Raw genomic sequence first — 24889 nt, 5'->3', positions numbered from 1 at the left:
ACCCGAGTTGTAGTTCGCGACAGAATCTGCTTCAGTGCGAGCCATGCAGACATCGTCGTCGCATCTCGAGACCCGCGCCGTGCACGGCGGAATGAGCGGTGTCCGAGAGAGCGGATCTCATGTGCCCACGATCGACTTCTCGACCACGAACCCGCTCGGTTCGGTCGAGACCGGCGGACTCTCGTACGAGGAGCTCGCGACGGGCCACGACCTCGGCGAGGGCCGGTCGGCCGTGTACCAGCGACTGTGGCAGCCCGGAGTGGCCCGCTTCGAGGAGTCGCTCGCAGGGCTCGAGGGCACCGACGGCGCCGTCGCCTTCGGCAGCGGCATGGCGGCGCTCGCCGCGGTGCTCATCGCCACGACCTCTGCGGGTCGACCGCACGTGGTCGCGGTGCGGCCGCTCTACGGGGGTACCGACCACGTGCTCGCGAGCGGGCTGCTGGGCACCGAGGTGACGTGGGCGACGGTCGACGAGGTCGCGGCGGCGATCCGGCCCGACACGGGCCTCGTCGTCGTCGAGACGCCCGCGAACCCGACCCTCGAGCTCGTCGACCTCGGTCGTCTCGCCACTGCGGCGGGCGAGGTGCCGCTGCTCGTCGACAACACGTTCGCCACGCCCGTGCTGCAACGCCCTGCGGAGCACGGCGCCCGGCTCGTGCTGCACAGCGCGACGAAGTACCTCGGCGGCCACGGCGACGTCATGGGCGGCGTCGTCGCGGCCGACCGCGAATGGGTCGAGCGACTGCGCCGGGTACGTGCGCTCACGGGCGGACTGCTGCACCCGATGGCGGCGTACCTGCTGCACCGCGGACTGCGCACGCTCCCCCTGCGAGTACGCGCCCAGCAGGCGACCGCCGGCGAGCTCGCGGTGCGCCTGTCGGAGCATCCGGCGGTCGGGCGCGTGCACTACCCCGGCCTCCCGGGTCAGGACCCGCAGGGCCTGGTCGGCCGGCAGCTCGACGGCGGCGGTTCGATCATCGCGATCGAGCTCGTCGGCGGGTTCGACGCGGCGGTCGCGTTCACCGAGGCGTGCGAGCTCGTGACCCACGCCGTGTCGCTCGGCGGGGTGGACTCGCTCGTGCAGCATCCCGCATCGCTCACCCACCGCCCGGTGGCCGGTGACGCGAAGCCGGGCGACGGCGTCGTCCGCCTCTCGGTCGGGCTCGAGCACGTCGACGACCTCTCGGCCGACCTCATGACCGCGCTCGATGCGGCGGCGGTCGTCGCCGGAATCGGTGCGACCGAGCGGGTCTCGATCGGCTGACCGGGCCGAACGGGTACGCGGCACGCCTCTGTGCCGCGTACCCGCGGCCGGTCACGGGCACGGCGCGCACCGCACGGGCAGCGCGTCAGCTCAACGACCCGACAGCCGCTTCCGCAGCAACTCGATGCGCGCCTGCAACTGGGTCACCGTCGCCTGCGCGACCTCGGGCCCGCCGCACGCCCGTCGCAGTTCGGCGTGCACCATCGAGTGCGCCTGACCGTTCTGCCGGGCGTACAGGCCGACGAGGCTGTTGAGCAGCGAACGCTGCTCTTTCAGCGTGCGGTACAGGGCGACCGGTTCGGCGGCCGTCTCGCCCTCACCGTCGCCGCCGTCGGTGGATGCCGCGTGCCGTCGCCGGTCACTCTGACGACGCGCCTGGCGTGCCTGTCGATGCCGCAGCAGCTCGGAGACCTGCTCGGGCTCGAGCAGCCCGGGGATGCCGATGAAGTCGAACTCCTCGTCGCTGCCGGGCTCGGCGAGCGTGCCGAACTCGGTACCGTCGAAGACCACCCGGTCGAAGCTCGCGTCGGAGGCGATCGCCTGCCAGGTGAACTCGTCGGCGAGCTCGTCGGAGGCCTTGTCTTCGCGGTTGGCCGATTCGAGCAGCCCGTCGTCGAGGCCCGGGTCGTCACCGGCGTCGCCGTCGCGTCGATCGAGGGCGTGGTCTCGCGCCCGCTCGAGCTCGGAGGCGAGCGCCATGAGCACCGGCACGTTCGGCAGGAACACCGAGGCCGTCTCGCCGCGCCTGCGCGCACGCACGAACCTGCCGATGGCCTGCGCGAAGAAGAGCGGCGTCGACGAGCTCGTCGCGTAGACGCCGACCGCGAGCCGCGGCACGTCGACGCCCTCGGACACCATGCGCACCGCGACCATCCACCGGCGCTCGTTGGCCGAGAACTCCTCGATGCGGCTCGACGCCTCCTTGTCGTCGGAGAGCACGACGGTCACCGGCTCGCCGCAGATCTTCTCGAGGATCTCGGCGTAGGCGCGTGCGACGGTCTGATCGGTCGCGAGCACGAGCCCGCCGGCGTCGGGGATCGAGTGCCGCACCTCGGTGAGGCGGCGGTCGGCGGCCTGCAGCACGGCGGGGATCCACTCGCCGGTCGGCTCGAGCGCCGTGCGCCAGGCCGACGACGTGATGTCCTTCGTGTTGTCCTCGCCGAGCTTCGCCTCCATCTCGTCGCCCGCCTTGGTGCGCCAGCGCATGTGCCCGGCGTAGACCATGAACATGACGGGACGGACGACGCCGTCGGCGAGCGCCCGACCGTAGCCGTAGTCGTAGTCGGTCTGCGAGAGGCGCACCCCCTTCGCATCGGGTGCGTACTCCACGAACGGGATCGGGGCGGTGTCGCTGCGGAACGGGGTGCCGGTGAGCGACAGCCGCTTGGTCGCCGGCTCGAACGCCTCGCGGATCGCGTCGCCCCACGAGAGCGTGTCGCCGCCGTGGTGCACCTCGTCGAGGATGACGAGGGTGCGCCCCGAGAGCGTCAGCTCGCGGTGCAGGGCCGGGCGCATCGCGACCTGCGCGTACGTCACGGCGACGCCGTGGTAGTGCCGGGCCGACCGGCCGTGGGCGTTGCGGAAGCCCGGGTCGAGGCGGATGCCGACGCGGGCCGCGGCGTCGGCCCACTGGCGCTTGAGGTGGTCGGTGGGGGCGACGACGGTGAACCGGTCGATGATGCGGCGCGATCGCAGCTCGGCGGCGAGTCGCAGGGCGAAGGTCGTCTTGCCGGCGCCCGGCGTGGCCGCCGCGAGGAAGTCGCGCGGCAGTTCGGCGAGGTACTGCTCGAGGGCCTCGGCCTGCCAGGCCCGCAGCTTCGACGCGGTGCCCCAGGCCGCACGCTCGGGGAAGGACGGTGAGAGGTGCTCGGCGGCCGACGTGCCCGGCTGGGCTCCTGAAGGCGTCGCGGTACTCACTGGTTCGAGGGTAGTGGAGCCCTCGGACAACCTCGAACCGGCGGGGTGTGCAGAATGGAGGAATGGTCACCCAGCAGCATCCCTGGTCTCGGTACGTCGCGATCGGCGACTCGTTCACGGAGGGCATCGGCGACCCCGAGCCCACGGTGCCGGGCGGCCACCGTGGCTGGGCCGACCGCGTCGCCGAGGTGCTCTCGCAGGGCACCGAGGACTTCGCGTACGCGAACCTCGCGGTGCGCGGCAAGCTCATCCAGCAGATCATCGACGAGCAGCTCGAGCCCGCGCTCGCACTGCGCCCCGACCTCATCACGATCTCGGCGGGCGGCAACGACGTGATCCGGCCGCGTACCGATCCCGACGAGATCTCGGCCCGGTTCGAGTACGCGATCGACCGGCTCAGCCGCGACCACGCGACGATCGTGATCTTCACGGGCGTCGACGTCGGCTTCTCCCCCGTCTTCCGCGGCATCCGCGGCAAGGTCGCGATCTACAACGAGAACCTGCGCGCGATCGCCGCGAGGTACGACTGCATCGTCGCCGACCAGTGGGCGCTCTCCGAGATCCAGGATCAGCGCATGTGGGCGCCCGACCGACTGCACCTCAATGCGCTCGGGCACCACACCGTCGCACGCATGGTGCTCGCGGCGCTCAACGTCGACAACGACCTCGACGCGCTGAGGCCCGAGCCGGTGCCCACCACGACGTGGCGACAGGCACGCGTCGAAGATCTCGCCTGGGCGCGCGAGTACCTCGTGCCGTGGGTCGTGCGTCGCATCCGGCACCAGTCGTCGGGCGACTTCATCTCGGCGAAGCGGCCCGACGCTGGGCCCTACTCGCTGCCCGACTGAGCCGTCGCCGGCGCGAGCCCGTCGGGGTTCGCGAGGCGCCACCACGTGCCGGGGTCGTCGATCGCCGCGTCGAGCACGAGCGGCACCGTGACCTCCTGGTCGCCCGCGCGCACGACGACGGTGCCGACGTCCGCGCCCTCCGGCGCGACCGTGACGGGCTTCGCGTGCACCTCGACCTCGACCGGGGTGTCGCTCCAGACGACGAGGGATGCCCCGTCGGCGGCCCTCGCCTTCGCGGTGTCGCCCCACGGGGTGTCGTAGCTCGCGAGCTCCTGCCCGGCCTCGAGGGGGGCAACCTCGTGGAAGCCCGGGGCGACGCTGTCGAGGAGCTTCGCGACGGCGTCGCGCAGCACCGCATGATTCTCGGCGCCGAGCAGGACGCCCACGACCGTCACGGTCTGGTCGCCGACGGCGTAGTCGGCCGAGAAGAGCAGGTTGGCGGCGTCGTCGGTGGTGCCGGTCTTGATGCCGTCGACGCCGTGGGTGCCGAGCAGCTTGTTCGAGTTGTCGAGCTCGCCGAGCTCGGGGATGTCGACCGACTTGGTGGCGACGATCGCCGCGAGCGCGGGCTCCGCGAGGGCGAGCTCGCCGAGCTTCACGAGGTCGGCCGGCGTCGACACGTTGTCCAGCGAGAGGCCGCTCGAGTCGGCGATTCGGGTGTTCGCGAGGCCGTGGTCGGCGAGCCACTTCGTGGCGGCGGTCACGAGCCCCGCCTCCGAGCCGTAGGCCCAGTTCGACAGGGAGATCGCGTAGTTGTTGCCCGAGGGCAGCAGCATCGCCTCGAGGCTCTCCTGGAGCGTGAGCGTCGCGCCAGCCTCGACGGGAGCGACGGAGCCGTTCTGGGCGATCATGTCCCAGTAGATGTCGACGTCGGCGTCGGTGTACTCGATCTCGGGACCGGACTCCCCCTCGGCGATCGGGTGGTCCTGCAGGATGGTGAGCGCCGTGATGATCTTCGTGATGCTCGCGGTCGCCATCTGGCGGTCGGCCTCGCCCGCGGCGAGGAGGCCGTCGAAGCCGACGGCGCCGACCGCATAGCCGCCGTAGCCCGGCAGGTCGAGCGCCTGCGGCGCCGCGATGACGGGTTCGGGTTGCTCGACGACCGGTGTTGCCTCGGGAACGGCGGCGCCGAGGGCGTTCGCGGAGTACACCCCGCCGCCGACGAGGAGGGCGAGAACAACGGCGAGGGCGCTGAAGACGACGATCCGGCGTCGGCGGTAGACGCGCTTGCGCGCCTCGCGGTCGTCGGTCGTCGTCATCGGGTCTCCTCGGGGTCTGCGGCGACGGCGTAGAGCACGACGGCCGCGGCGGCGGCGACGTTGAGCGAGTCGACGCCGTGTCGCATGGGGATGGTCACGACGTGGTCGGCGGCGGCGAGGGCTCGACGGCTGAGCCCGTCGCCCTCCGCCCCGAACACGAGCGCGAGTCGATCGGGTGCCTCGGCGGCGAGCCGGCGCAGCGGCACCGCGTCGTCGGCGAGCGCGAGCGCGGCGATCTCGAAGCCGGCGTCGTGCAGCAGGGCCGCGGCCGGCTCCCAGTCGGGAAGACGCGTCCACGGCACCTGGAAGACGGTGCCCATGCTGACCCGCACGCTCCTCCGGTAGAGGGGGTCGGCGCAGCGCGGCGACACGAGTACGGCGTCGGCGCCGAGCGCCGCGACCGAGCGGAAGATCGCGCCGACGTTCGTGTGGTCGACGATGTCCTCGAGCACGACCACGCGGCGCGCACCGGCGAGGAGCCGGGCGACATCGGGCAGTTCGGGCCGTTCGAACGCCGCGAGTGCACCCCGGTGCACCCGGTACCCGGTGATCTCCTCCAGCTGGTCGGGGTCGGCCAGGTGCACGGGGATGTCGAACGGCTCGAGCACGGGGGCCAGCCCGTCGAGCCACTTCTCCTCCATGAGCACGGAGCGCGGGCGGTGGCCGGCGCCGATCGCACGGCGGATCACCTTCGCCGACTCGGCGATGTAGAGGCCCTCCTCGGGCTCGCGCACGCTGCGCAGGGCGACGTCGGTGAGCCTCGCGTAATCGGCGACGGCATCGGATGCCGCGTCGCGGACTCGTTCGATGTGCATGGATCTCCTCCATCCAAGAGTGCCAGTCCGTGAAACAAACCGGAAAACGAAGGCGTTTACTCTCAGGGGTGTCGAAGGGAGACGACGTGGAGCAGACGATCGGGCGCAGGCCCGCCGACGGGTCGCAGGCGGCGGGGATCGACGAGGCGATCGAGCTCATGCGCGGCGCCCGTGTCGCGGTGCTGACGGGCGCGGGCGTGAGCACCGACTCGGGCATCCCCGACTATCGCGGCGAGGGCGCGCCCGTGCGCACGCCGATGACGGTGCAGACGTTCCTCTCCTCCGAGGCCGCGCGCAAACGCTACTGGGCGGGCAGCCACCTCGGCTGGCGCGACTTCGCCTCGGCTGCGCCGAACGCCGGCCATCGCGCGCTCGCCCGCCTCGAGGCATCCGGCATCGTGTCGGGCGTCGTGACGCAGAACGTCGACGGCCTGCACCGGCGGGCGGGCAGCCGTCATGTCGTCGAGCTGCACGGCGGCATGGACCGGGTCGTGTGCCTCGAGTGCGGCCAGCACTACGCGCGCCAGGCGATCGCGCACGAGCTCACGACGCAGAACCCGTGGCTCGACGCCGGCCGGCCCGTGCGGCTCAACCCCGACGGCGACGTCCAGATCGACGACGTCGACGCGATGCGGATCCCCGCGTGCACGGTGTGCGGCGGCGTGCTGAAGCCCGACGTGGTCTTCTTCGGCGAGTTCGTGCCCGTGCCGACGTTCCGTGCGGCGGCATCGCTCGTCGCCGGGGCCGACGTGCTCCTCGTCGCCGGCTCGTCGCTCGTCGTCAACTCCGGCATGCGACTGCTCGAGCAGGCCCGGCGCAGCCGCCTGCCCGTCGTCATCGTCAACCGGGGCGCCACGAAGGGCGACCCGCGGGCAGCGGTCAAGATCGACGCGGGCGCGAGCGAGACGCTGGCCGCCTTCGCGGCCGCGCTCGATTCGTGATCGCCCGTCCGTCCGTGGCAGAGTCTCCGACATGACGGATGCCACCACCAGCCTCGAACCGGTGACCATCGCGCTCGTGCGGCACGGTGAGACCGACTGGAACGTCGAGCGCCGCATCCAGGGCCGCACCGACATCCCCCTCAACGAGACCGGCCGTCGGCAGGCCGCGCAGGTCGGCGCCGAGCTCGCCGAGTCGACGTGGGATGCCGTCTACGCCAGCCCGCTCTCGCGCGCGGCCGAGACCGCCGAGCTGATCTCCGGTGCGCTCGGCGTACCGGTGCAGGGGCACGTCGACGCACTCGCCGAGCGCAGCTACGGCGTGCTCGAAGGCCTCGACCACGCGGGACGCACTGCCGTCGAGGCTCAGGCCGCCACGATCGAGGGCCTCGAGACCCGCTCCGCCGTGATCGAGCGATCGAGCGCCGCGCTCGCCGAGATCGCGGCTGCGCACCCCGGCGGCCGCGTCGTCGTCGTGTCGCACGGCGGCGTCATCCACTCGCTCATCCTGCACCTGAGCGACTGGACGCTGCCGGGTGCCGGCTACACCGTGACCAACGGCTCCGTCCACCTCGTGACCGCGACGGCCGACGGGCTCGAGCTCGCCGAACCCGAGCTGCTCACGGGTACCGAGGGCTGACGCCGGCGGTCGACATTCGCGACGTCGCCGGCGCTCCTCAGCGACCCCTCCGACGGCCGCCGGGCTCGGCGGCGACCCGTTGCATCAGCTCGAGGAGCGCAGCGGCCGATCTCGCCCACGTGTAGCGGGCGGCGACCTCGACCGACGCGGCCGAGCGCCGCTCCCACACGTCGTCGGTCTCGAGGGTGCGCAGCGCCTCGACGAGCGTCTCGGGCCGGTCGGCGTCGAAGAAGAGTGCGGCGTCGCCGCCGATCTCGCGGAAGATCGGGATGTCGCTCACGACGACGGGCGTCCCGAGCCGCATCGCCTCGACGAGCGGGATGCCGAACCCCTCGGCCTTCGACGCGTGCACGAGGGCCGTCGCGCCCGCGAGCAGCTCGCCGTACGCCGCATCCGTCACGCCGTCGTGGAAGACGAGCCGCGCCTCGGGGGCGAGCCGCGTGAGCCGCTCGCGCTCGGCGGGGCTGATGCGGCTCAGCAGGTGCAACTCGTGGTCGGGCAGGGCCGCAGTCGCCCGCACGAGCGTGTCGACGTTCTTGTACGGCATGTACGAGCCCATGTAGACGAGGCGATGGCCCTCGGGGCGCACGCGCGGCAGATCCGGCACGGCGAGGTCGTCGGCCGCGTTCGGCACGACCGTGATGGGGCGCTTGGTGAGTCGGTGCTCGCGGATCAGCCCGGCTGTGGTCTCCGAGACGGTGACGACAGCGTCGGCCCGGTTGAGGAGCACCCGCTGCGGCCACCACGCGAGGTGGTACAGGCGCCACAGCAACCGGATGGGCGCGGCGAGGTCGCGCGGCGGCGTGCGGTTCTCGTAGTAGATGAGGTCGTGGAGCGTGAGCAGCAGCCGGTAGTCGCGACCCCACGAGCCCATCGTCTGCATGGGCGAGAACACGACGTCGGGGCGCAGCCGCCGCACCTGCCGCGCGACGAACGGCTCGCGTGCGCTCGTCGGCGAGCTCACGAGCTGCCACGGCAGCGGCGGCAGCATCTCGAGCTGCCGGTGGTCGCTGACGAGCATCGTGACCGGATGCAGCTTCGCGAGTTCGCCGACGATGCCCGCGGTGAAGCGGCTGATGCCGTCGTGGTGGCCGATGCGGGTGTAGCGGCAGTCGACGACGATCTTCACGCCTGCTCCCCCGCCCCGAGGAAGCGGCCGATGCGTGCGGCGGCGTCGCCGGGGGTCTCGTAGTGGATGAGGTGCCCGACCTCGGGGATCACCTCGAGCGTCGCGTCGGGGAACCGGGTGGCGAGCCGGTGCTGCGCCGCGAGCGGCGTCACGTCGTCGCGCTCGGCGGCGACGAGCAGGGTGGGCACCGCGATGTCGGCGGCGTACTCGCTGACGTCATGGCTCACCGAGGCGCGGAACGCCTCGAGCAGCTGGTCGCGGTCGCCGAAGTCGGAGAAATAGCGGTCGTGCTGGTCGTGGATCCAGCGGCGGAGTTCGCGGTCGTGCGTCTTCGCCATGGTCACGCTCATGACCCGCACGATCGCCCCGTTGCGGAGCAGGGCGAAGCCCGTGCGTTCGGGAAGGGCGGCCGACGTCTTGTAGTAGAGCACGGCGAGCCGCGTCATGACGCCCCGCGGCCCCTCGAGCGCCGGCGCGCCGATCGGGTTGACGAGGACGAGCCTGCGCGGTGCGAGGTCGCGTGCGACGGCCGCGCTCGCCACGATCGAGCCGAACGAGTGCCCGAGCAGGTCGTAGTCGCCCGTGATGCCTACCGCGTCGATGAACGCGCCGAGCCAGCGCGCGTACCCGTCGATGTCGTGCGCACGGTCGGCGAACACGGCCGAGGCGCCGAAGCCCGGCAGGTCGGGCGAGACGATGCGATAGCCGGGCAGTTGCGCGACGATCGGCTCCAGTCCGTGGTGGTCGCCCCGGAAGCCGTGCACGAGCACGAGCACAGGTGCATCGGCGTCGCCGTACTCCCACCAGGCCGTCGAGGTGCCCTCGACCTCGATGCGGTGCTCCCTGACGGGGATGCGGTCGAGCGCTGAGGCGTACGGCGAGGCGATCATCCCCGCCATTCTACGGACGCCGACCGCGCGGAACCTGCGGAACCGGTGGACACGCGCGCCGCTGCGAGGGTCATGACGGTGGGGCTGCATAGCCTGTCGCACATGGATGCAGTGAACCGGGCCGGGTGGGCCGACAACCTCGCCGTCTTCGACCTCGAGACGACCGGAATCGACGTCGACGTTTGCCGCATCGTCACCGCGCACGTGGGCGTGGTCGGCCCCTCGGGCGAGGTGCTCGAGCAGCGCGAGTGGCTCGTCGATCCCGGCGTCGAGATCCCGACGGCCGCGTCGCTCATCCACGGCGTCACGACCGAGCGCGCCCGACTCGAGGGGCAGAACGCGGCCACCGCCGTCGCCGAGATCATCGACGCGCTCGCGGCGGCCGCGGCACGAGGGCTGCCGATCGTCGCCTACAACGCGGCCTACGACCTCACGGTGCTCGCACGCGAGGCCGAGCGGTACGGGCTCGCTCCGCTGCCGGGGCCCGGACCGGTCGTCGACCCGCTCGTCATCGACAAGGCCGTCGACCGGTACCGCCGGGGCAAGCGAACGCTCACCGTGACCGCCGCGCACTACGGCGTGACGCTCGACGACGCGCACAACGCGGGCGCCGACGCGGTCGCCGCGGGTCGGGTGGCGCAGGCGATCGCCCGGGCGTATCCCGAACTCGCGGCGCTCGCCGTCGGCGACCTGCACGCCCGGCAGATCGACTGGTGCCGCGACCAGGCCGAGAGCTATCAGGCCTGGCGCCGACAGAACGGCGAGCCCGAGTTCACGACGTCCGGCGCCTGGCCGGTGCGGGTCCGGGGCTGACCGCCCCGCCCGCCGAGCGCGGGCATGACGAAGGGGCGGGCGACCGAAGTCGCCCGCCCCTTCTGTTCGGCAGGATTACTTGCCGAAGTTCTTGAAGCGCTGGTTGAACTTCTCGACGCGGCCGGCCGAGTCCATGATGCGCTGCTTGCCCGTGTAGAACGGGTGCGACTCGCTCGAGATCTCGACGTCGATGACCGGGTAGGTGACACCGTCGAGCTCGACCGTCTTGTCGCTCGTCGCGGTCGAGCGCGTGAGGAACGTGGCGCCCGAAGCCAGGTCGCGGAAGACGATGGCGTTGTACTCGGGGTGGATGTCGGTCTTCATGGAGACTTCCTTGGATTTCGGTTGATTGAGCGATCGGATGGTTTTCGAGCTCCCGCCGCGCGAACACGGCACCTTCGCGGTGCGGCTCACTGGTGGGAAAGCATGATGGCGGTAGGGCCAGCTGACGAGTTTAGCAGAATCGGCGCCCGAACGCCTCAGACGGCACGCGCGGCGTACCGGCCGTCGCGCTCGGTGAGCTCGATCTGCATGTCGAAGGTCTTCGACAGGGTCTCGGCCGTGAGCGCCTCGGCGAGCGGCCCGGCCGCGACGATGCCGCCCTTCGACAGCAGCAGCGCGTGGGTGAACCCGACGGGGATCTCCTCGACGTGGTGGGTCACCATGACGATCGCGGGTGACGCGGGCGACGCGGCGTAGCCGCCGAGGAGGCCCACGAGCTCTTCGCGGGCGCCGAGGTCGAGGCTCGCGGCGGGCTCGTCGAGCAGCAGCAGCTCGGGGTCGGTCATGACCGACCGGGCGATCTGCACGCGCTTCTGCTCGCCATCGGAGAGGCTGCCGAACCGGCGACCGGAGAAGCCTTCGAGGCCCCACTCCTTGAGCACGCGCTCGGCACGGCGCAGGTCGATGCCCTCGTATTCCTCGTTCCAGCGACCCGTGACCGAGTAGGCGGCGGTGAGCACGACGTCGAGCACGGTCTCGTCGCGCGGGATGCGACGCGCCATCGCCGTCGAGGCGAACCCGATCATCGGCCGCAGCTCGAAGACGTCGACCTTGCCGAGCTTCTCCTGCAGCACCTCGGCCTTGCCCGACGTGGGGTGCATCGCGGCGGCGGCGATCTGCAGCATCGTGGTCTTGCCCGCGCCGTTCGGGCCGAGCACGACCCAGCGTTCGTCGGAGGCGACGCTCCACGTCACCGAGTCGAGGATCGTGTTGCCGTCGCGGACCACCGATACATCGCTGAACTGCAGGACCGTCGTCGCACTCGTACTCGCACTCGCCATACGTCCATGCTATCGGGAGCGACGACCCCGCCCGACGCACGCCGGCACGCTCAGCCGGCGAGCACCCGCTCGTAGACCTCGATGGTGCGGGCGGCGATCGCGTCCCACGCGAAGTGCGTCTCGGCGCGCCGGCGACCCGCCGCCCCCATCTCGGCGGCGCGCGCCGGATCGGCCACGACACGGGTGAGCGCCGCAGCGAGATCGGCGACGAACCGCTCGGGGTCGAGGGGGGTTCCGGTGCCGTCGTCGGCCTGCTCGATCGGCACGAGCACGCCGGTCACGCCGTCGTCGACGACCTCGGGGATGCCCCCCGTCGCGGTGCCCACGACCGGGGCGCCGCACGCCATCGCCTCGAGGTTCACGATGCCGAGCGGCTCGTACACCGACGGGCAGACGAAGCACGTCGCCGCGGTCAGGAGCGCCGTGAGCTCGTTGCGGGGCAGGTGGCGGTCGATCCAGACGACGCCGTCGCGCTCGCGGCGGAGGCCGTCGACGAGGCCTTCGACCTCGGCCATGATCTCGGGGGTGTCGGGCGCGCCCGCGCAGAGGACGAGCTGCACGTCGGCGGGCAGCATCCTCGCCGCGCGCAGCAGGTACGGCAGCCCCTTCTGGCGGGTGATGCGGCCCACGAACACGATCGACGGGCGGTCGGGGTCGACCCCGAGGGCGCGCACGGCGTCGGCGTCGTGCGACGGCGCCCAGTCGGCGAGGTCGATGCCGTTGTAGACGACCTCCACCCGGGCGGGGTCGAGATCGGGATACGACCGCAGGATGTCGCGGCGCATGCCGTCGCTCACGGCGATCACCGCGTCGGCGTCGGCGAAGGCGGAGTGCTCGACCCACGAGCTCAACCGGTAGCCGCCGCCGAGCTGCTCGGCCTTCCACGGCCGCAGGGGTTCGAGGCTGTGCGCCGTCACCACGTGCGGCATGCCGTGCAACCGCTTGGCGGTGAAGCCGGCGAAGTTCGCGTACCAGGTGTGCGAATGCACGAGGTCGGCCCCGGCGGTGTCGCCCGCGATCAGCAGGTCGACCGCCATCGTCGACAGGGCCGGGTTCGACGAGGCGAACTCGGCGGGCACCGGATAGGCGGTCGTGCCGGCCTCGTCGCGGGGCGCGCCGAAGCAGCGCACGCGCACGTCGATGCTCGCCCGCAGGGCCCTCACGAGCTCGGCGGCATGCACGCCGGCACCTCCGTAGACCTCGGGCGGATACTCGCGGGTGAGGAGGTCGACGCGCATGCTGCAACGCTAGCGCAGGGCACGTGGCGCGTGTCCGAAGTCGAGTGAAACGCTCCGAAACCGGGTGCGCCGAATCGTCGACGTCTGGCTACAGTTGGCACATGGTTGCGCGCAAGGTCTTCGGTATCGTCCTCGCCGGCGGCGAGGGCAAGCGGCTCATGCCCCTGACGGAAGACCGGGCGAAGCCCGCGGTGCCGTTCGCCGGCCAGTACCGGCTCATCGACTTCGCACTCTCGAACCTCCTGAACTCGGGCCTGCGCCAGGTCGTCGTGCTCACGCAGTACAAGTCGCACTCGCTCGACCGCCACGTCTCGCAGACCTGGCGCCTCAACGGCCTGCTGAACTCGTACGTCGCCTCGGTGCCCGCACAGCAGCGCCTCGGCAAGCGCTGGTTCTCGGGATCGGCGGACGCGATCCTGCAGAGCCTCAATCTGATCTACGACGAGCGGCCGGACCTCATCGTCGTGGTCGGCGCCGACCACGTGTACCGCATGGACTTCTCCCAGATGGTCGACGCGCACGTCGAGTCGGGCGCTGCGGCCACGGTCGCGGCGATCCGCCAGCCGATCTCGCTCGCGAACCAGTTCGGCGTCATCGAGGTCGACCCCGCCTCCCCCGAGCGCATCAGCCGGTTCCTCGAGAAGCCGAACGACCCGGTCGGCCTGCCCGACTCCCCCGGCGAGGTGCTCGCGTCGATGGGCAACTACGTGTTCGACGCCGACGCCCTCATCGAGGCCGTGCTGCGCGACGGCGAGACGGCCTCATCGAGCCACGACATGGGCGGCGACATCATCCCCGCCTTCGTCGAACAGGGTGCCGCCGGCGTCTACGACCTCCAGCGCAACGAGGTGCCGGGGTCGACCGACCGCGACCGCTACTACTGGCGCGATGTGGGAACGATCGACTCGTTCTTCGAGGCCCACCAGGACCTCATCTCGGTGCTGCCGGTCTTCAACCTCTACAACCGGGAGTGGCCGATCTTCAGCCAGCAGCTCAACTCGCCGCCCGCGAAGTTCACGCGCGACGCGCGCGGCTCGCTCGGCACCGTCATCGACTCGATCGTGTCGCTCGGCTCGGTGATCTCTGGCGCGCACGTCGAACGCAGCGTGATCGGGCCGTGGGCGATCGTCGGATCGGGCGCCCACGTCGCCGACGCGATCCTGTTCGACCGGGCCCGCATCGATGCCGGGGCGACGGTGCAGCGCGCCATCCTCGACAAGGAGGTCGTCGTCGAGGCCGGCGCCCGCATCGGCGTCGACCGGGCAGAGGACGTCGCGCGCGGCTTCATCGTGACCGACAGCGGCATCACCGTCGTGGGCAAGGGCTCCCGCGTCCGGACCCACGCGTGAGCGCCGCGGTGGACGGCCGCTCCGGCGGCCCGCTCGTCGTGCTCGATGCCGACTCGACGCTCATCCGCGAGGAGGCCATCGAGCTGCTCGCCGAGGCGGCCGGCAGCCTCGAGCACGTCGCGGCCGTCACCGAACGCGCCATGCGCGGCGAGCTCGACTTCGCGGCGAGCCTGCGCGAGCGGGTCGCGACGCTCGCGGGCATCGAGACGGCCGTGTTCGACGAGGTGCGCGCACGCATGACGCCCACGCCGGGCGTGCAGGAGCTCATCGACGGGGTGCATGCGGCCGGCGGCCGCGTCGGCGTGGTCTCGGGCGGCTTCCACGAGCTGCTCGACCCGCTGGCCGAACGGCTCGGACTCGACTTCTGCCGGGCGAACCGGCTCGACGTCGACGGCGGTCGGCTCACCGGCCGGGTCGACGGACCGATCGTCGACGCCGAGGCGAAGCGCACGGCGCTCGAGGAGTGGGCCGCCGCGAGCGGCATCCCGATCGCCCGGACCGTCGCCGTCGGCGACGGTGCCAACGACCTGCGCATGCTCGACCGCGCCGCGCTGGGCGTCGCGTTCTGCGCGAAGCCGATCGTGCGGGCGCAGGCCGACGTCGCGATCGACCGGCCCGACCTCGCGCAGGTGCTCGCCGTGCTCGGCCTGCGCGGCTGAAACTTCGACGCGACACCCGAGGCCGACGATCGGGGTTCGAGACTCCGCGTCAGGAGCGACGAAGGGTCGAGACGCAGTATTCGCGTCTCGACCCCTCGTGCGAGCGGTACCGGCTGCGTCGGCTCAGTGCCCCATGCCGAGGCCGCCGTCGACCGGGATGACGGCCCCCGAGATGTAGCCGGCGTCGTCGCCCGCGAGCCACGCGACCACGCGCGCGACCTCGTCGGGCGAGGCGAACCGGCCGAGCGGGATGTTCTTCTTGTACTCGGCCTGCTGCGCCTCGGGCAGCTCGTCGGTCATGTCGGTCTCGATGAACCCGGGCGCGACGACGTTCGCCGTGATGTTGCGGGCGCCGAGCTCGCGGGTGAGCGAGCGCGCCATGCCGACGAGGCCCGCCTTCGACGACGAGTAGTTGATCTGGCCCGGCGAGCCGTAGAGGCCGACGACGCTCGAGATGAGCACGATGCGACCGAAGCGGGCCTTCAGCATGCCCTTCGACGCGCGCTTGACGACGCGGAACGCGCCCGTCAGGTTCGTGTCGATGACGCTCGTGAACTCGTCCTCGCTCATCCGCAGGAGGAGCGTGTCGCGCGTGATGCCGGCGTTCGCGACGACGACCTCGACGGGGCCGAGCTCGGCCTCGATCTCGGTGAAGGCGCGGTCGATCGAGTCGGCGTCGGTGACGTCGGCGCGAACCGTGAGCGACCCCTCGGGCCCCTCGCCCGAACGGGCGGTGACGGCGACCCGGTGCCCCTGGGCGATGAATTCGCGGGCGATCGCGTAGCCGATGCCCCGGTTGCCACCGGTCACCAGGACGGTGCGGCTCGTCGTCATGCTGGACTCCGTTTCCAAAGGTCGTGCGGGAGGGCGGGCCGAGCGGCCCGTCTCAGCATAGAACGTCCCGTTCACGGCATCCGTCCGGTCGTATCGGACGTAGGCTTGACGCAAGAGGAGCGCCGTCAGATCCCGGCGACCCAGCATGAAGCAGCAGTCGATCACCTCGCTGCCGCCCTCCCCCGAAGCGGAGCGGCGCGCACGCATGATCAAGTACACGGTCGCGATGACGATCCGGGTCGCCTGCATCTTCGCCATGCTGTTCGCGCGCGGCTGGTGGCTCGCGGTGTTCGCGGCGGGGGCGATCTTCCTCCCCTACATCGCGGTCGTGCTCGCGAACGCGCAGGGCTCGGGCCGGGCGGGTCACGTCGTGCGTCCCGACCGCGCGCTGCCCGCGGGGCCGTCCGCGCCGCCGGCCGCACCGCCGTCGGACGAAGGCGACGGGCTGCGATGATCGGCGGGTTCTCCGGCGCCCCCGACGGCGCCGTCTGCTCCCGTGCCGCGTGCACGGCGACCGCGACGTGGCGCATCGACTGGCGCAACCCGAAGATCCACACGGGCGACCGCGGCAAGACCTGGCTCGCCTGCGACGAGCACGTCGGCTACCTGCGCGACTTCCTCGAGGCGCGTGCGTTCCCGGTCTCGGTCGCCGCCTTCGACGGTGACGCGAACGATGCGGATGCCGCGGCGGGAGGCCGCGCGTGAACGACTGGCGCTTCCTGCTGAGCGGCCGTTGGGCCGGCTATCTCGTGCTCGTCGTGATCTTCGCGATCGCGTGCTCGGCGCTCGGCACCTGGCAGCTCAACCGCCGCGCCGAGGCGCTCGCCGAGGTCGCCCGTATCGACGCGAACTACGATGCCGAGGCGGTCCCGGTCGCAGACGCCCTGCCCGATCCCACGGCGTTCGACATCGACCAGCGCTGGAAGGTGGTGTCGCTCGCCGGCGAGTACCTGCCCGCCGAAGAGGTCGTCGTGCGCAACCGCCCGCTGAACGGCAACGTGGGCTTCGAGGTCATCACGCCGTTCCGCCTCGACGACGGCACGGTGTTCATGGTCGATCGCGGCTGGATCCCCGAGGCGCCCGACGGCCGGCCGGGCGACATCCCTGCGGCGCCGACCGGCGAGATCGAGGTCGAGGCGCGGCTCAAGGCCGGCGAGGGCACGATCGCCGGGCGCACCTCGACCGGCACCGAACTCGCGACGATCGACCTCGACGAGCTCGCCGCACGCGTCGGTACGCCGGCCTACACCGGGGCGTACGGCCTGCTCGTGCAGTCTCCCGACGACGCGGCGGAACCCCCGCTCGCAGCGCCCCGCCCCGAGCGCGACGAGGGCCCGCACCTGTCGTACGCGCTGCAGTGGTTCGTGTTCGCCCTGCTCGCCTTCATCGGCCTCGGCTGGGCGGCGAACCAGGAGCGCAAGGCGCTCGCCGAGGCATCCCTCACCGGTGCAAGGGGCGGGCACGACGAGCGCCGGGCGCCCCGCCGACCCGAGCGCAAGCCGCGGCGCGACGCCGACGCCGACGTCGAGGACGGGATCCTCGACGGGCGGTAGCCGCGCGCGCGAATCCCGCTCCGAAACCGCGCGCCACCGCGCCACCGCGCAGCTGCGCGGCCGGCTCGCCCGCGGCCCGGGGTCAGGCGAGTTCGATGAGCTCCTGGTACTCGGCCGACCAGTGGTCCTCGACGCCGTCGGGCAGGATGAGCACGCGCTCGGGGTTCAGCGCCTCGACCGCCCCGGGGTCGTGCGAGACGAGCACGACGGCGCCCTCGAAGTGCGAGAGCGCGTCGAGGATCTCGGCGCGGCTCGCGGGGTCGAGGTTGTTGGTCGGCTCATCGAGGAGCAGCACGTTCGCGCCCGAGACGACAATCATCGCGAGCGCGAGGCGGGTCTTCTCGCCGCCCGACAGCACGCCGGCCGGCTTGTGCACGTCGTCGCCCGTGAAGAGGAAGGAGCCGAGCACCTTGCGCGCCTCGGTCTCGGTGAGGTTCGGCGACGAGCTCACCATGTTCTCGAGCACCGAGCGTTTGACCTCGATGGTCTCGTGCTCCTGCGCGAAGTAGCCGATGCGCAGGCCGTGGCCCGGCTCGACGTTGCCGGTGTCGGGTTCGTCGACGCCCGCGAGGATGCGCAGGAGGGTCGTCTTGCCGGCGCCGTTGAGGCCGATGATGACGACCTTCGACCCGCGGTCGATCGCGAGGTCGACCGCCGTGAAGATCTCGAGCGAACCGTAGCTCTTCGACAGATCGCTCGCGCTGATCGGCGTGCGACCGCACGGCGCAGGCGTCGGGAACCGGAGCTTCGCGACGCGGTCGACGGCGCGCACCTCCTCGAGGCCGGCGAGCAGCTTCTCGGCGCGCGCGACCATCTGGTGGGCGGCGGCGGCCTTCGACGCCTTCGCGCCGAACTTCGCGGCCTGCAGCTTGAGCACGTCGGCCTTCTTCTCGGCGTTCGCGCGCTCCTTCTTGCGGCGCTCCTCGTCGGCGGCGCGCTGGCGCTGGTAGTGCTTCCAGCCCATGTTGTAGACATCGATGAGCGAGCGGTTCGCGTCGAGGTAGAAGACGCGGTTCACGACCTCGCCGACGAGCTCGACGTCGTGGGAGATGACGATGACGCCACCCTTGTACGCCTTGAGGAATTCACGCAGCCACACGACCGAGTCGGCGTCGAGGTGGTTCGTCGGCTCGTCGAGGATCATCGTCTCGGCGTCGCTGAAGAGGATGCGGGCGAGCTCGATGCGGCGGCGCTGACCGCCCGAGAGCGTCTTCAGCGGCTGGTCGAGGATGCGGTCGGGCAGGTTGAGGTTCGAGGCGATCGATGCCGCCTCCGCCTCGGCGGCATACCCGCCGAGCGCGTTGAAGCGGTCGGTCAGGTTGCCGTACTTCTTCATGGCCTTCTCGGCGGCCACGGGGTCGTCGCTGCCCATGTTCATGGACGCCTCGTGCATGCCGAGCGCGAGCGAACCGAGCCCGCGCGCGTCGAGGATGCGCGTGCGCGCGAGCATCTCGGGATCGCCCGAACGCGGGTCCTGCGGCAGGTAGCCGATCTCGCCCGACCGGTCGATGCGACCGTCGGTCGGCAGCGTCTCGCCCGCGAGCGTCTTGGTGAGCGTCGTCTTTCCGGCGCCGTTCCGGCCGACGAGGCCGATCTTGTCGCCGTCCGAGACGCGGAACGAGACGTTCTCCATGAGCAGGCGCGCGCCGACGCGGATCTCGAGGTCGTGGACGGCGAGCACGGCGGGGCCTCCTGGCTGCATGGGAATCGGTGCCGAGTGGCACAGCCTCCCAGTCTAACGTCGAGCGGGCGCTGTGGTCGCGCGCTGTCGGCGGTGTCCGGCAGACTCGCAGCATGACGACGGATGCCTCGCCCGGGACTTCGCTCACGGCGCTGCGCGCCGCCCGACTCCGTGCGCAGGGACTCGCCTCGCCGTTCGGCTCGCCCTCCGAGGCGATCGAACACCTCGTCTGCGTGCAGGCGCAAGACCTCGCCGCGGCGAAGTGGGTGCTCGGCGCCCGCCTGGCCGACGCGAGCGAGGCCGCGATCGACGCCGCGATCGAGGATCGCCGGGTGGTGCGCTCGTGGCCGATGCGCGGAACGCTGCATTTCGTTGACCCGGCGATGCTGCGACCGATCCTGCGGATCGCGGCGCCTCGCGCCCGCCTGCGCTCCGCCAAGCTCGAGCGCGACGAGGGGCTCGACGCGCACGTGCTCGCCACGGCGCGCGAGGTGGCGATCGGCCTGCTCAGTGGCGGCCGCTCCGCCACGCGCGACGAACTGCAGGCCGCTTGGAGCGCCGTGGGCATCTCGACCGACGGGCAGCGCGGCTATCACCTCATCTGGGTGCTCGCGACCGAGGGGCTGCTCTGCAACGGCCCCGTCGAGACCCGGGCACGCCAACGGTTCGTCCTGCTCGACGAATGGTCGCCGGCGTCGTCATCGGAGCCGGGCGACGACGAGGCGCTCGCGCGACTGTTCACCGGGTACGCGCGCGGGCACGGCCCCGTCACCGTTCGGGACTTCGCCTGGTGGACCGGGCTGACGCTCACGCAGGCGCGCGCGGCAGCCGCCGAGGCGGGTGCAACGGTGCAGCCGTGGGGCGACGACCACTTCGTCGCCGTCGACGCGCCGACGCCGACGGCCGCTCCCGACGGCGACCACGTGCTCGCGCCGTTCGACGAGTACTTCCTCGGCTACGGCGATCGCACGGCGTACTGCTCCCCCGACGACGCGCTCCGCGTCGTGCCCGGAAAGAACGGGCTCTTCCTGCCGATCCTGGTGCGCGACGGCGAGGTCGTCGGCACCTGGCGCCGCTCGCCCGAGCGCCGTGCGGGCACGACGGTGACCCTCGACCCGTTCCGCGCGGGCACCGACCTCGAGGGCTTCGCACCCGCGCTCGAGCGCTGGGCTGAATTCTGGTCGGTGCGGCTCGCCGGGGTCGAGGCGGCCGCCGCCGGTTGAGTCCCGCGATCACCTCCCGCGATCGGCTGCCGAGCCCGGCCCGGGACGGCTCGGGTACGACGAAGGGCCGAATGCCTGTGGCATCCGGCCCTTCGATCGATCGCCGCCGATTACTGCTGGAGCGCCGCCTGCAGCTCGAGGGTGATGGTCACCTGGTCGCCGAGCAGCACGCCACCGGTCTCGAGCGCGGCGTTGTACATCAGGCCGAAGTCCTCGCGGTTGATGACGGCCTTCGCCGAGGCGCCGCCCTTGTAGTTGCCGTACGGGTCGCCGCCGAAGCCGCCGAAGTCGAAGTCGAAGGTGACCGGCTTCGTGATGCCGCGGATCGTGAGCTCGCCGTCGACCTTGAAGTCGCCCTTCTCGACGCGCACGCCGGTCGAGACGAAGTCGATGGTCGGGTAGGTCTCGGCCTCGAAGAAGTCGCCGGTGCGCAGGTGCGCGTCCCGGTTCGGCTCGTTCGTGTTGACCGAGGCGACCTCGGCCGACGCCGTGACGCTCGAGTCGAGCGGGTTCTCCGCAGTGACGAAGGTCGCGTTGAAGCGCTCGAACTTGCCCTTGACCTTGCTGATCATCAGGTGGCGGATCTGGAAGCCGACCTCGCTGTGCGTGGGGTCGATGGTCCAGGTGCCTGCGCGGTAGCCGGGGATCTCGATCGTCGGGGCGGTGGTCGTCATGTGTCGCTGTTCTCCACTTCGGATGGTTCGGGCCGATCGGCCTCACGTATGCAAACGCATGGATATCGACGATCTATTCCCGCCCTCGCGACTTTTTCCGAGGCGCGACCCGATCAACTCAGTTCACGACGGAGCGTGAGCACGCGGGTGACGGCATCGTCGAGCCGCGCTTCGGGGATACGGCCCGACGAGACGGCGGCGCCGATCGCGCCGACGAGCCCGTCGACCGAGATGCCGAACTCCGACGGGTCCGCCGGCAGCACGTAGAGCAGCAGGTCGGAGCCGGCGGCGATCGCGCGCACCGCGTTCTCACCGGGGTCGGCGTACTCGGGCAGGCCGTTGTGCTGCAGCATGAGCATGTCGTCGGTGACGACCACCCCGTCGAAGCCGAGCTCGTCGCGCAGGATGCGGTGCCACTCGGGCGAGAGCGACGCGGGGGCCGGATCGATCGCCGGGTACGCGAGGTGGCCGGTCATCACGAGCTCGGCGCCGGCATCGATGCCCGCTGCGAACGGCAGCGCCGGGCCGGCACGCCACGCCGCGAGGTCGAGCGGTGCGCTCGGGATGCTGGAGTGCGAGTCGCCCGGCGCGGCGCCGTGGCCCGGGAAGTGCTTGAGCGTCGTCGCGACCACGCCGCGTTCGCCGGCGACGGCCGCCGCGACCCGATCGGCCGCGGCCTGCGGCTCGGTGCCGAGTACCCGCCCGGCGATGAAGGAGTCGGGGTCGGCGGTGACGTCGGCGATGACGCCGAAGTTGACGTTCGCGCCGCCCGCCGCGACGCTCGCCGACCGCGCCGCGAACGCCGCGGTCGTGTCGGCCGGCGGAGCGTCGCGCAGCGCCTCGGCGGTCGCCGCGGTGTCCCAGTCGAGGCGCTGCACCTCGCCGCCCTCCTCGTCGATCGCGACGAGCGGCACGAGCTCGGGATCGACCATCAGGGCCTCGGTCAGCGCGTGCATCGACGCGGCATCCCCCGCGATGTTGTCGCCCATGAGGATGACGCCCGAGGTGCCCTGCTCGAGCAGTGCGCGAATCGGCCCGGGATCGGTGCCGGGGGCGTGCAGCATGAGCAGTGCCGCAGCCTTCTCGGCGACCGTCATGGCGGCGACGCGTTCGGCCACCCACGCCTCGGTCGCGTCGACCGTCGGGGTGGGAGTCGCCGTCGCACGGGGCTCTGCCGTCGCCGTCGCCGTCGCGGTCGCCCCCGAGGGCGACGAATCCGAGGCGCAGCCGACGAGCGCGAGTGCGCCGACGGCGAGCATCGTCACGGGCAGGAGGCGGGGGAAGCGCACCCGGCGAGTGTACGCTGCGTGTCTGACCGGGGGCGGAAGACAGCGCTGGGTAGACTCGCGGCCTCGGGAGGGGTGAGTCGATGCGCCGCAGTCGCCTGATCGTGCACGCCGCGACCGTGATCGCCCTCGTGGCGGGACTCGGCCTCGTCGCCGCGCCCGCGGCGGCGGAGGACTACCCCACCTGGGACGAGGTCGAGGCCGCGAAGCAGAGCGTCGCCGGCCGCGAGGCCGAGGCCGATCGGATCACGACGCTCGTCGACGGACTGGAACAGGAGGCCGGACGCCTCGGCGACCTCGCCGTCGAAGCGGCCGCCACCGCCGCGACCGCGGCCGCCGAGCACCGGGCGGCGGCGACGCGTGCCGCCGACCTGCGCTCGGCCGCCGATGCGGCGACGCGGACCGCCGACGAGGCGGCCGCCCGGTTCGCCCGGTTGAGCTCCGTGCTCGCACGCACCGGCGGGGCCGACGTGGCGATGCGGCTCTTCGTCGAGTCGGGCGAGGCCGGTGATGCCGACGACCTGCTCGACAGCCTGACTCGCGGCGCCCAGCTCGCCGATCTCGCAGCCGGGCTCGCCGCGAGCGCCGAGGCGGCCCAGCACGACGCCGCGTCGCTCAGCGACCAGGCCGACGTCGCCGAACGGGAGCGGGCACGTCTCGCCCGCCTCGCCGAGCAGGCTGCCGACGAGGCACGCGCGGCGCACGAGGCCGCCGAGGCACGTGTCGCCGAACAGCGGCGTGCGCTCGACACCCTCTACGCGCAACTCGCCAGCCTGCGCGACCGCTCCGTCGAGCTCGAACGCCGATTCCGCATCGGTGAACAGGCGCGGCTCGAGGCTGAAGCACGCGAGCGGGCCGCCGCCGAGGCCGCCGAGAACGCCGGCGGCGGTGGCGGCAGCGGTGGCGACGACGCTCCGCCTCCCGGAATGGACGTCGACCCGGAGGGTGCCAAGGCGTACGCGGCAGGCGCGGTCGGTCGCTACGGCTGGGGCTCCGCGCAGTTCCAGTGCCTCGTGCTCCTGTGGACCCGGGAGTCGAGCTGGCGGGCCGATGCGTACAACGCTTCCAGCGGCGCGTACGGCATCCCGCAATCGCTGCCCGGCAGCAAGATGGCCGCCGCGGGAGCGGACTGGCGCACCAACGCCGCCACGCAGATCGAATGGGGTCTCTCGTACATCGCCGGCCGCTACGGCGCCCCCTGCGGTGCATGGGCGCACTCCGAGCAGTTCAATTGGTACTGATGCACGACGACGAACTCCTCTTCCGCCGCCATGCCGCCGAGGGAGTTCTCCTGCTCGGCGGCGGCGCGGCCATCCTGCTGCAGCTCGCCGACCCGCGGGTCGCGCGCGGGGTCGCCCGTCACAGCGACTTCGCCCACCGTCCGCTCGATCGACTCTTCGGCACGCTCGACTACGTCTACGCGGTGGGCTTCGGCGACGAGGACGTCGTGCGCGAGGCGGTGCGCCGCGTCAACCGGCGGCACGGCCCCGTACGCGGCGCGGGCGACGGCGACTCCCCCGGCTACGACGCGTTCGACGCCGAGACCCAGCGCTGGGTCGCCGCGACCATCCTGGCGACCGCGCTCGCGCTCGAGGAACGGCTGTGGGGTCCGCTCGACCCCCGGGTCGCCGACGTGATCGTGCGGGGCTACGGCGCGCTCGGCTCGCACCTCCAGGCCGGTCGGGCGGGGTGGCCGCAGTCCCGCGCCGAGTTCGACGCGTGGTGGCTGCACCGCCTCGCAGCGGTCGAGGTCGGCGACGAAGCGCGACAGGTCGCGCGCACGCTGTTGGGCGCGTCGAGCGCACTGCCGCGGGGGTCGGGGATGCTGCTGCCGTTCGTCCGCCTCATGACGGCGGCCCTCCTGCCGCCGTCGGTGCGCGACGCGTACGGGTTCCGCTGGACCCCGCGAACCGACCGCGTGAGCACCGCGTGGCTCCGGGTGATCGCCGCCGGCTGGCCATGCCTTCCGAGGTTCGTGCGGCAGGCACCGATGCGGGCCTCGCTCAGGCGCGCGACGCGGTCGAACCGGTACGCTGGGCGGTGAGGCAGAGGACGAGGATGACCCCGCAGGCACCGCATCAGAACGAGGCGCTCGACAGCATCGACCGCCGCATCGTGGCCGAACTCAGCCGCGACGGTCGCCTCTCGGTGCGCACCCTCGCCGACCGGGTGCACATCTCCCGAACCGCGGCGCACAACCGACTCCAGCAACTGCAGCAGCGGGGCGTGATCACCGGCTTCGGTGCACAGATCGACCGCCGTTCGATCGGGCTGCACATCTCGGCGCTCGTCGTGGTGCGCATCGGCGAAGTCTCGTGGGAGGAGATCGCCGCGAAGCTCGCCACCCTGCCGTTCGTCGAGAAGGTGCAGGCCGTGTCGGGCGACATCGACATCATCCTCACGGTCAGTGCGCCCGACCATGAGCAGCTGAGCCAGGCGATCCTCCGCGACATCCACGACATGCCCGGCGTCGTCTCGACGCGCAGCCACCTCATCCTCGAAGAGATCGACGGGCAGCCGCCCGCGCAGACCCTGGACATCTGGCGCAGCTGACTCCCCGCCGAGCGGACGAATGGCACGGATTCCGGCGGGCGCG

Annotated in this window: 26 protein-coding genes; 14 read left to right on the top strand and 12 right to left on the bottom strand. The window is 72.0% G+C overall.

The genetic code is table 11. The features are described 5' to 3' along the window. The first annotated feature begins 43 nt into the window (after nt 1-43). A complete protein-coding gene (locus MUN74_RS18600; RefSeq protein WP_244854089.1) occupies nt 44-1264 on the top strand; it encodes a trans-sulfuration enzyme family protein in 1221 nt (406 codons plus the stop codon). A gap of 90 nt (nt 1265-1354) precedes the next feature. Here the strand turns inward: MUN74_RS18600 and MUN74_RS18595 are convergent, their stop codons facing one another. Further along, nucleotides 1355-3181, bottom strand: a complete 1827-nt coding sequence (locus tag MUN74_RS18595; RefSeq protein WP_244854088.1) for a DEAD/DEAH box helicase — start codon at nt 3179-3181, stop codon at nt 1355-1357. Between the two features lie 62 nt (nt 3182-3243). On the opposite strand from MUN74_RS18595, the gene MUN74_RS18590 reads away from it, so the two are divergent. After that, nucleotides 3244-4029: an SGNH/GDSL hydrolase family protein gene (locus tag MUN74_RS18590; RefSeq protein ID WP_244854087.1), complete on the top strand. Its 786-nt coding sequence runs from the start codon at nt 3244-3246 to the stop codon at nt 4027-4029. Here MUN74_RS18590 and MUN74_RS18585 read toward each other — a convergent pair. Further along, nucleotides 4011-5288, bottom strand: a complete 1278-nt coding sequence (locus MUN74_RS18585; protein ID WP_244854086.1) for a D-alanyl-D-alanine carboxypeptidase family protein — start codon at nt 5286-5288, stop codon at nt 4011-4013. The genes MUN74_RS18590 and MUN74_RS18585 overlap by 19 nt on opposite strands. Then, the gene (locus MUN74_RS18580) at nt 5285-6103 is read right to left on the bottom strand and encodes a TrmH family RNA methyltransferase (RefSeq protein ID WP_244854085.1); all 819 of its coding nucleotides are present in this window, start codon (nt 6101-6103) and stop codon (nt 5285-5287) included. Before MUN74_RS18580 ends, MUN74_RS18585 begins: the two co-directional genes overlap by 4 nt. 158 nt (nt 6104-6261) lie before the next feature. Between MUN74_RS18580 and MUN74_RS18575 the strand changes: the two genes are divergently transcribed. Both MUN74_RS18575 and MUN74_RS18570 read left to right on the top strand, forming a co-directional pair. Then, a complete protein-coding gene (locus MUN74_RS18575) occupies nt 6262-7044 on the top strand; it encodes a Sir2 family NAD-dependent protein deacetylase (RefSeq protein ID WP_244856499.1) in 783 nt (260 codons plus the stop codon). Nucleotides 7045-7075: 31 nt separating this feature from the next. Further along, entirely contained in the window at nt 7076-7681 is a 606-nt protein-coding gene (locus MUN74_RS18570; RefSeq protein ID WP_244854084.1) for a histidine phosphatase family protein, read from the top strand. Nucleotides 7682-7718: 37 nt separating this feature from the next. On the opposite strand, the gene MUN74_RS18565 is transcribed toward MUN74_RS18570, so the two are convergent. Together MUN74_RS18565 and MUN74_RS18560 are read right to left on the bottom strand one after the other, a co-directional pair. Next, complete coding sequence (locus tag MUN74_RS18565; RefSeq protein WP_244854083.1) at nt 7719-8810, bottom strand: glycosyltransferase family 4 protein; 1092 nt, start codon at nt 8808-8810, stop codon at nt 7719-7721. Further along, nucleotides 8807-9700, bottom strand: a complete 894-nt coding sequence (locus tag MUN74_RS18560; protein WP_244854082.1) for an alpha/beta fold hydrolase — start codon at nt 9698-9700, stop codon at nt 8807-8809. The genes MUN74_RS18565 and MUN74_RS18560 overlap by 4 nt, the downstream gene beginning before the upstream one ends. A 102-nt stretch (nt 9701-9802) precedes the next feature. On the opposite strand from MUN74_RS18560, the gene MUN74_RS18555 reads away from it, so the two are divergent. Further along, on the top strand, nt 9803-10513 hold the full coding sequence (locus MUN74_RS18555) for a 3'-5' exonuclease (RefSeq protein ID WP_244854081.1): 711 nt from the start codon (nt 9803-9805) through the stop codon (nt 10511-10513). A 75-nt stretch (nt 10514-10588) separates the two neighbouring features. Here MUN74_RS18555 and MUN74_RS18550 read toward each other — a convergent pair whose 3' ends face one another. The 3 genes from MUN74_RS18550 to glgA all read right to left on the bottom strand — a co-directional run bounded on the left by MUN74_RS18550 (nt 10589) and on the right by glgA (nt 13034). Further along, nucleotides 10589-10837 carry a type B 50S ribosomal protein L31 gene (locus tag MUN74_RS18550; protein ID WP_231431010.1) on the bottom strand — a complete coding sequence of 83 codons (249 nt, stop codon included), beginning with the start codon at nt 10835-10837 and terminating at the stop codon, nt 10589-10591. Between the two features lie 155 nt (nt 10838-10992). Beyond that, nucleotides 10993-11796: an ABC transporter ATP-binding protein gene (locus tag MUN74_RS18545; RefSeq protein ID WP_244854080.1), complete on the bottom strand. Its 804-nt coding sequence runs from the start codon at nt 11794-11796 to the stop codon at nt 10993-10995. A 50-nt stretch (nt 11797-11846) separates the two neighbouring features. Further along, nucleotides 11847-13034 carry a glycogen synthase gene (gene glgA / locus MUN74_RS18540; RefSeq protein WP_244854079.1) on the bottom strand — a complete coding sequence of 396 codons (1188 nt, stop codon included), beginning with the start codon at nt 13032-13034 and terminating at the stop codon, nt 11847-11849. Between the two features lie 101 nt (nt 13035-13135). Here glgA and MUN74_RS18535 point away from each other — a divergent pair, with 101 nt between their 5' ends. After that, nucleotides 13136-14383: a glucose-1-phosphate adenylyltransferase gene (locus MUN74_RS18535; RefSeq protein ID WP_244854078.1), complete on the top strand. Its 1248-nt coding sequence runs from the start codon at nt 13136-13138 to the stop codon at nt 14381-14383. Further along, nucleotides 14380-15042 carry a phosphoserine phosphatase SerB gene (gene serB / locus MUN74_RS18530; protein ID WP_244854077.1) on the top strand — a complete coding sequence of 221 codons (663 nt, stop codon included), beginning with the start codon at nt 14380-14382 and terminating at the stop codon, nt 15040-15042. The genes MUN74_RS18535 and serB overlap by 4 nt, the downstream gene beginning before the upstream one ends. A gap of 123 nt (nt 15043-15165) precedes the next feature. On the opposite strand, the gene MUN74_RS18525 is transcribed toward serB, so the two are convergent. Next, nucleotides 15166-15876, bottom strand: coding sequence for a beta-ketoacyl-ACP reductase (locus MUN74_RS18525; RefSeq protein ID WP_244854076.1), 711 nt, complete (start codon nt 15874-15876; stop codon nt 15166-15168). Between the two features lie 145 nt (nt 15877-16021). Between MUN74_RS18525 and MUN74_RS18520 the strand changes: the two genes are divergently transcribed. From MUN74_RS18520 to MUN74_RS18510, 3 genes are read left to right on the top strand one after another with little or no spacing between them, the layout of a single operon-like run. Continuing rightward, nucleotides 16022-16330 carry a DUF3099 domain-containing protein gene (locus MUN74_RS18520; RefSeq protein WP_244854075.1) on the top strand — a complete coding sequence of 103 codons (309 nt, stop codon included), beginning with the start codon at nt 16022-16024 and terminating at the stop codon, nt 16328-16330. Then, nucleotides 16327-16581 carry a hypothetical protein gene (locus MUN74_RS18515; RefSeq protein ID WP_244854074.1) on the top strand — a complete coding sequence of 85 codons (255 nt, stop codon included), beginning with the start codon at nt 16327-16329 and terminating at the stop codon, nt 16579-16581. The genes MUN74_RS18520 and MUN74_RS18515 overlap by 4 nt, the downstream gene beginning before the upstream one ends. After that, nucleotides 16578-17429, top strand: a complete 852-nt coding sequence (locus MUN74_RS18510; RefSeq protein WP_244854073.1) for an SURF1 family cytochrome oxidase biogenesis protein — start codon at nt 16578-16580, stop codon at nt 17427-17429. The genes MUN74_RS18515 and MUN74_RS18510 overlap by 4 nt, the downstream gene beginning before the upstream one ends. 82 nt (nt 17430-17511) lie before the next feature. On the opposite strand, the gene abc-f is transcribed toward MUN74_RS18510, so the two are convergent. Further along, complete coding sequence (gene abc-f / locus MUN74_RS18505; protein ID WP_244854072.1) at nt 17512-19110, bottom strand: ribosomal protection-like ABC-F family protein; 1599 nt, start codon at nt 19108-19110, stop codon at nt 17512-17514. Nucleotides 19111-19223: 113 nt separating this feature from the next. Between abc-f and MUN74_RS18500 the strand changes: the two genes are divergently transcribed. After that, nucleotides 19224-20333, top strand: coding sequence for a winged helix DNA-binding domain-containing protein (locus MUN74_RS18500; RefSeq protein WP_244854071.1), 1110 nt, complete (start codon nt 19224-19226; stop codon nt 20331-20333). A 110-nt stretch (nt 20334-20443) separates the two neighbouring features. Here MUN74_RS18500 and MUN74_RS18495 read toward each other — a convergent pair whose 3' ends face one another. Both MUN74_RS18495 and MUN74_RS18490 read right to left on the bottom strand, forming a co-directional pair. Next, the gene (locus tag MUN74_RS18495; RefSeq protein ID WP_244854070.1) at nt 20444-21007 is read right to left on the bottom strand and encodes a YceI family protein; all 564 of its coding nucleotides are present in this window, start codon (nt 21005-21007) and stop codon (nt 20444-20446) included. Nucleotides 21008-21120: 113 nt separating this feature from the next. Further along, on the bottom strand, nt 21121-22296 hold the full coding sequence (locus tag MUN74_RS18490; protein ID WP_244854069.1) for a glycoside hydrolase family 3 N-terminal domain-containing protein: 1176 nt from the start codon (nt 22294-22296) through the stop codon (nt 21121-21123). Between the two features lie 80 nt (nt 22297-22376). Here MUN74_RS18490 and MUN74_RS18485 point away from each other — a divergent pair, with 80 nt between their 5' ends. Genes MUN74_RS18485 through MUN74_RS18475 form a run of 3 tightly spaced genes read left to right on the top strand, consistent with a single transcriptional unit; the run spans nt 22377 to nt 24846 of the window. Beyond that, nucleotides 22377-23534 (top strand): aggregation-promoting factor C-terminal-like domain-containing protein, encoded by a 1158-nt coding sequence (locus MUN74_RS18485; protein WP_244854068.1) that lies wholly within the window; start codon nt 22377-22379, stop codon nt 23532-23534. Further along, complete coding sequence (locus MUN74_RS18480; protein ID WP_244854067.1) at nt 23534-24337, top strand: oxygenase MpaB family protein; 804 nt, start codon at nt 23534-23536, stop codon at nt 24335-24337. Before MUN74_RS18485 ends, MUN74_RS18480 begins: the two co-directional genes overlap by 1 nt. 14 nt (nt 24338-24351) lie before the next feature. Continuing rightward, the gene (locus MUN74_RS18475; protein WP_244854066.1) at nt 24352-24846 is read left to right on the top strand and encodes an Lrp/AsnC family transcriptional regulator; all 495 of its coding nucleotides are present in this window, start codon (nt 24352-24354) and stop codon (nt 24844-24846) included. The last annotated feature ends 43 nt before the right edge of the window (nt 24847-24889 follow it).

The sequence above is a fragment of the Agromyces sp. H17E-10 genome (assembly GCF_022919715.1).
Lineage (GTDB): Bacteria > Actinomycetota > Actinomycetes > Actinomycetales > Microbacteriaceae > Agromyces.
This window is presented reverse-complemented; position numbering and strand designations above follow the sequence as displayed.

What these genes read in the sequence shown, in the direction of transcription:
- MUN74_RS18600 (WP_244854089.1), top strand. Translation starts at nt 44, where the DNA reads ATGCAGACATCGTCGTCGCATCTCGAGACCCGCGCCGTGCACGGCGGA.
- MUN74_RS18590 (WP_244854087.1), top strand. Translation starts at nt 3,244, where the DNA reads ATGGTCACCCAGCAGCATCCCTGGTCTCGGTACGTCGCGATCGGCGAC.
- MUN74_RS18585 (WP_244854086.1), bottom strand. Translation starts at nt 5,288, where the DNA reads ATGACGACGACCGACGACCGCGAGGCGCGCAAGCGCGTCTACCGCCGA.
- MUN74_RS18580 (WP_244854085.1), bottom strand. Translation starts at nt 6,103, where the DNA reads ATGCACATCGAACGAGTCCGCGACGCGGCATCCGATGCCGTCGCCGAT.
- MUN74_RS18575 (WP_244856499.1), top strand. Translation starts at nt 6,262, where the DNA reads ATGCGCGGCGCCCGTGTCGCGGTGCTGACGGGCGCGGGCGTGAGCACC.
- MUN74_RS18570 (WP_244854084.1), top strand. Translation starts at nt 7,076, where the DNA reads ATGACGGATGCCACCACCAGCCTCGAACCGGTGACCATCGCGCTCGTG.
- MUN74_RS18560 (WP_244854082.1), bottom strand. Translation starts at nt 9,700, where the DNA reads ATGATCGCCTCGCCGTACGCCTCAGCGCTCGACCGCATCCCCGTCAGG.
- MUN74_RS18555 (WP_244854081.1), top strand. Translation starts at nt 9,803, where the DNA reads ATGGATGCAGTGAACCGGGCCGGGTGGGCCGACAACCTCGCCGTCTTC.
- MUN74_RS18550 (WP_231431010.1), bottom strand. Translation starts at nt 10,837, where the DNA reads ATGAAGACCGACATCCACCCCGAGTACAACGCCATCGTCTTCCGCGAC.
- MUN74_RS18545 (WP_244854080.1), bottom strand. Translation starts at nt 11,796, where the DNA reads ATGGCGAGTGCGAGTACGAGTGCGACGACGGTCCTGCAGTTCAGCGAT.
- glgA (WP_244854079.1), bottom strand. Translation starts at nt 13,034, where the DNA reads ATGCGCGTCGACCTCCTCACCCGCGAGTATCCGCCCGAGGTCTACGGA.
- MUN74_RS18535 (WP_244854078.1), top strand. Translation starts at nt 13,136, where the DNA reads ATGGTTGCGCGCAAGGTCTTCGGTATCGTCCTCGCCGGCGGCGAGGGC.
- MUN74_RS18525 (WP_244854076.1), bottom strand. Translation starts at nt 15,876, where the DNA reads ATGACGACGAGCCGCACCGTCCTGGTGACCGGTGGCAACCGGGGCATC.
- MUN74_RS18520 (WP_244854075.1), top strand. Translation starts at nt 16,022, where the DNA reads ATGAAGCAGCAGTCGATCACCTCGCTGCCGCCCTCCCCCGAAGCGGAG.
- MUN74_RS18515 (WP_244854074.1), top strand. Translation starts at nt 16,327, where the DNA reads ATGATCGGCGGGTTCTCCGGCGCCCCCGACGGCGCCGTCTGCTCCCGT.
- MUN74_RS18500 (WP_244854071.1), top strand. Translation starts at nt 19,224, where the DNA reads ATGACGACGGATGCCTCGCCCGGGACTTCGCTCACGGCGCTGCGCGCC.
- MUN74_RS18495 (WP_244854070.1), bottom strand. Translation starts at nt 21,007, where the DNA reads ATGACGACCACCGCCCCGACGATCGAGATCCCCGGCTACCGCGCAGGC.
- MUN74_RS18485 (WP_244854068.1), top strand. Translation starts at nt 22,377, where the DNA reads ATGCGCCGCAGTCGCCTGATCGTGCACGCCGCGACCGTGATCGCCCTC.
- MUN74_RS18480 (WP_244854067.1), top strand. Translation starts at nt 23,534, where the DNA reads ATGCACGACGACGAACTCCTCTTCCGCCGCCATGCCGCCGAGGGAGTT.
- MUN74_RS18475 (WP_244854066.1), top strand. Translation starts at nt 24,352, where the DNA reads ATGACCCCGCAGGCACCGCATCAGAACGAGGCGCTCGACAGCATCGAC.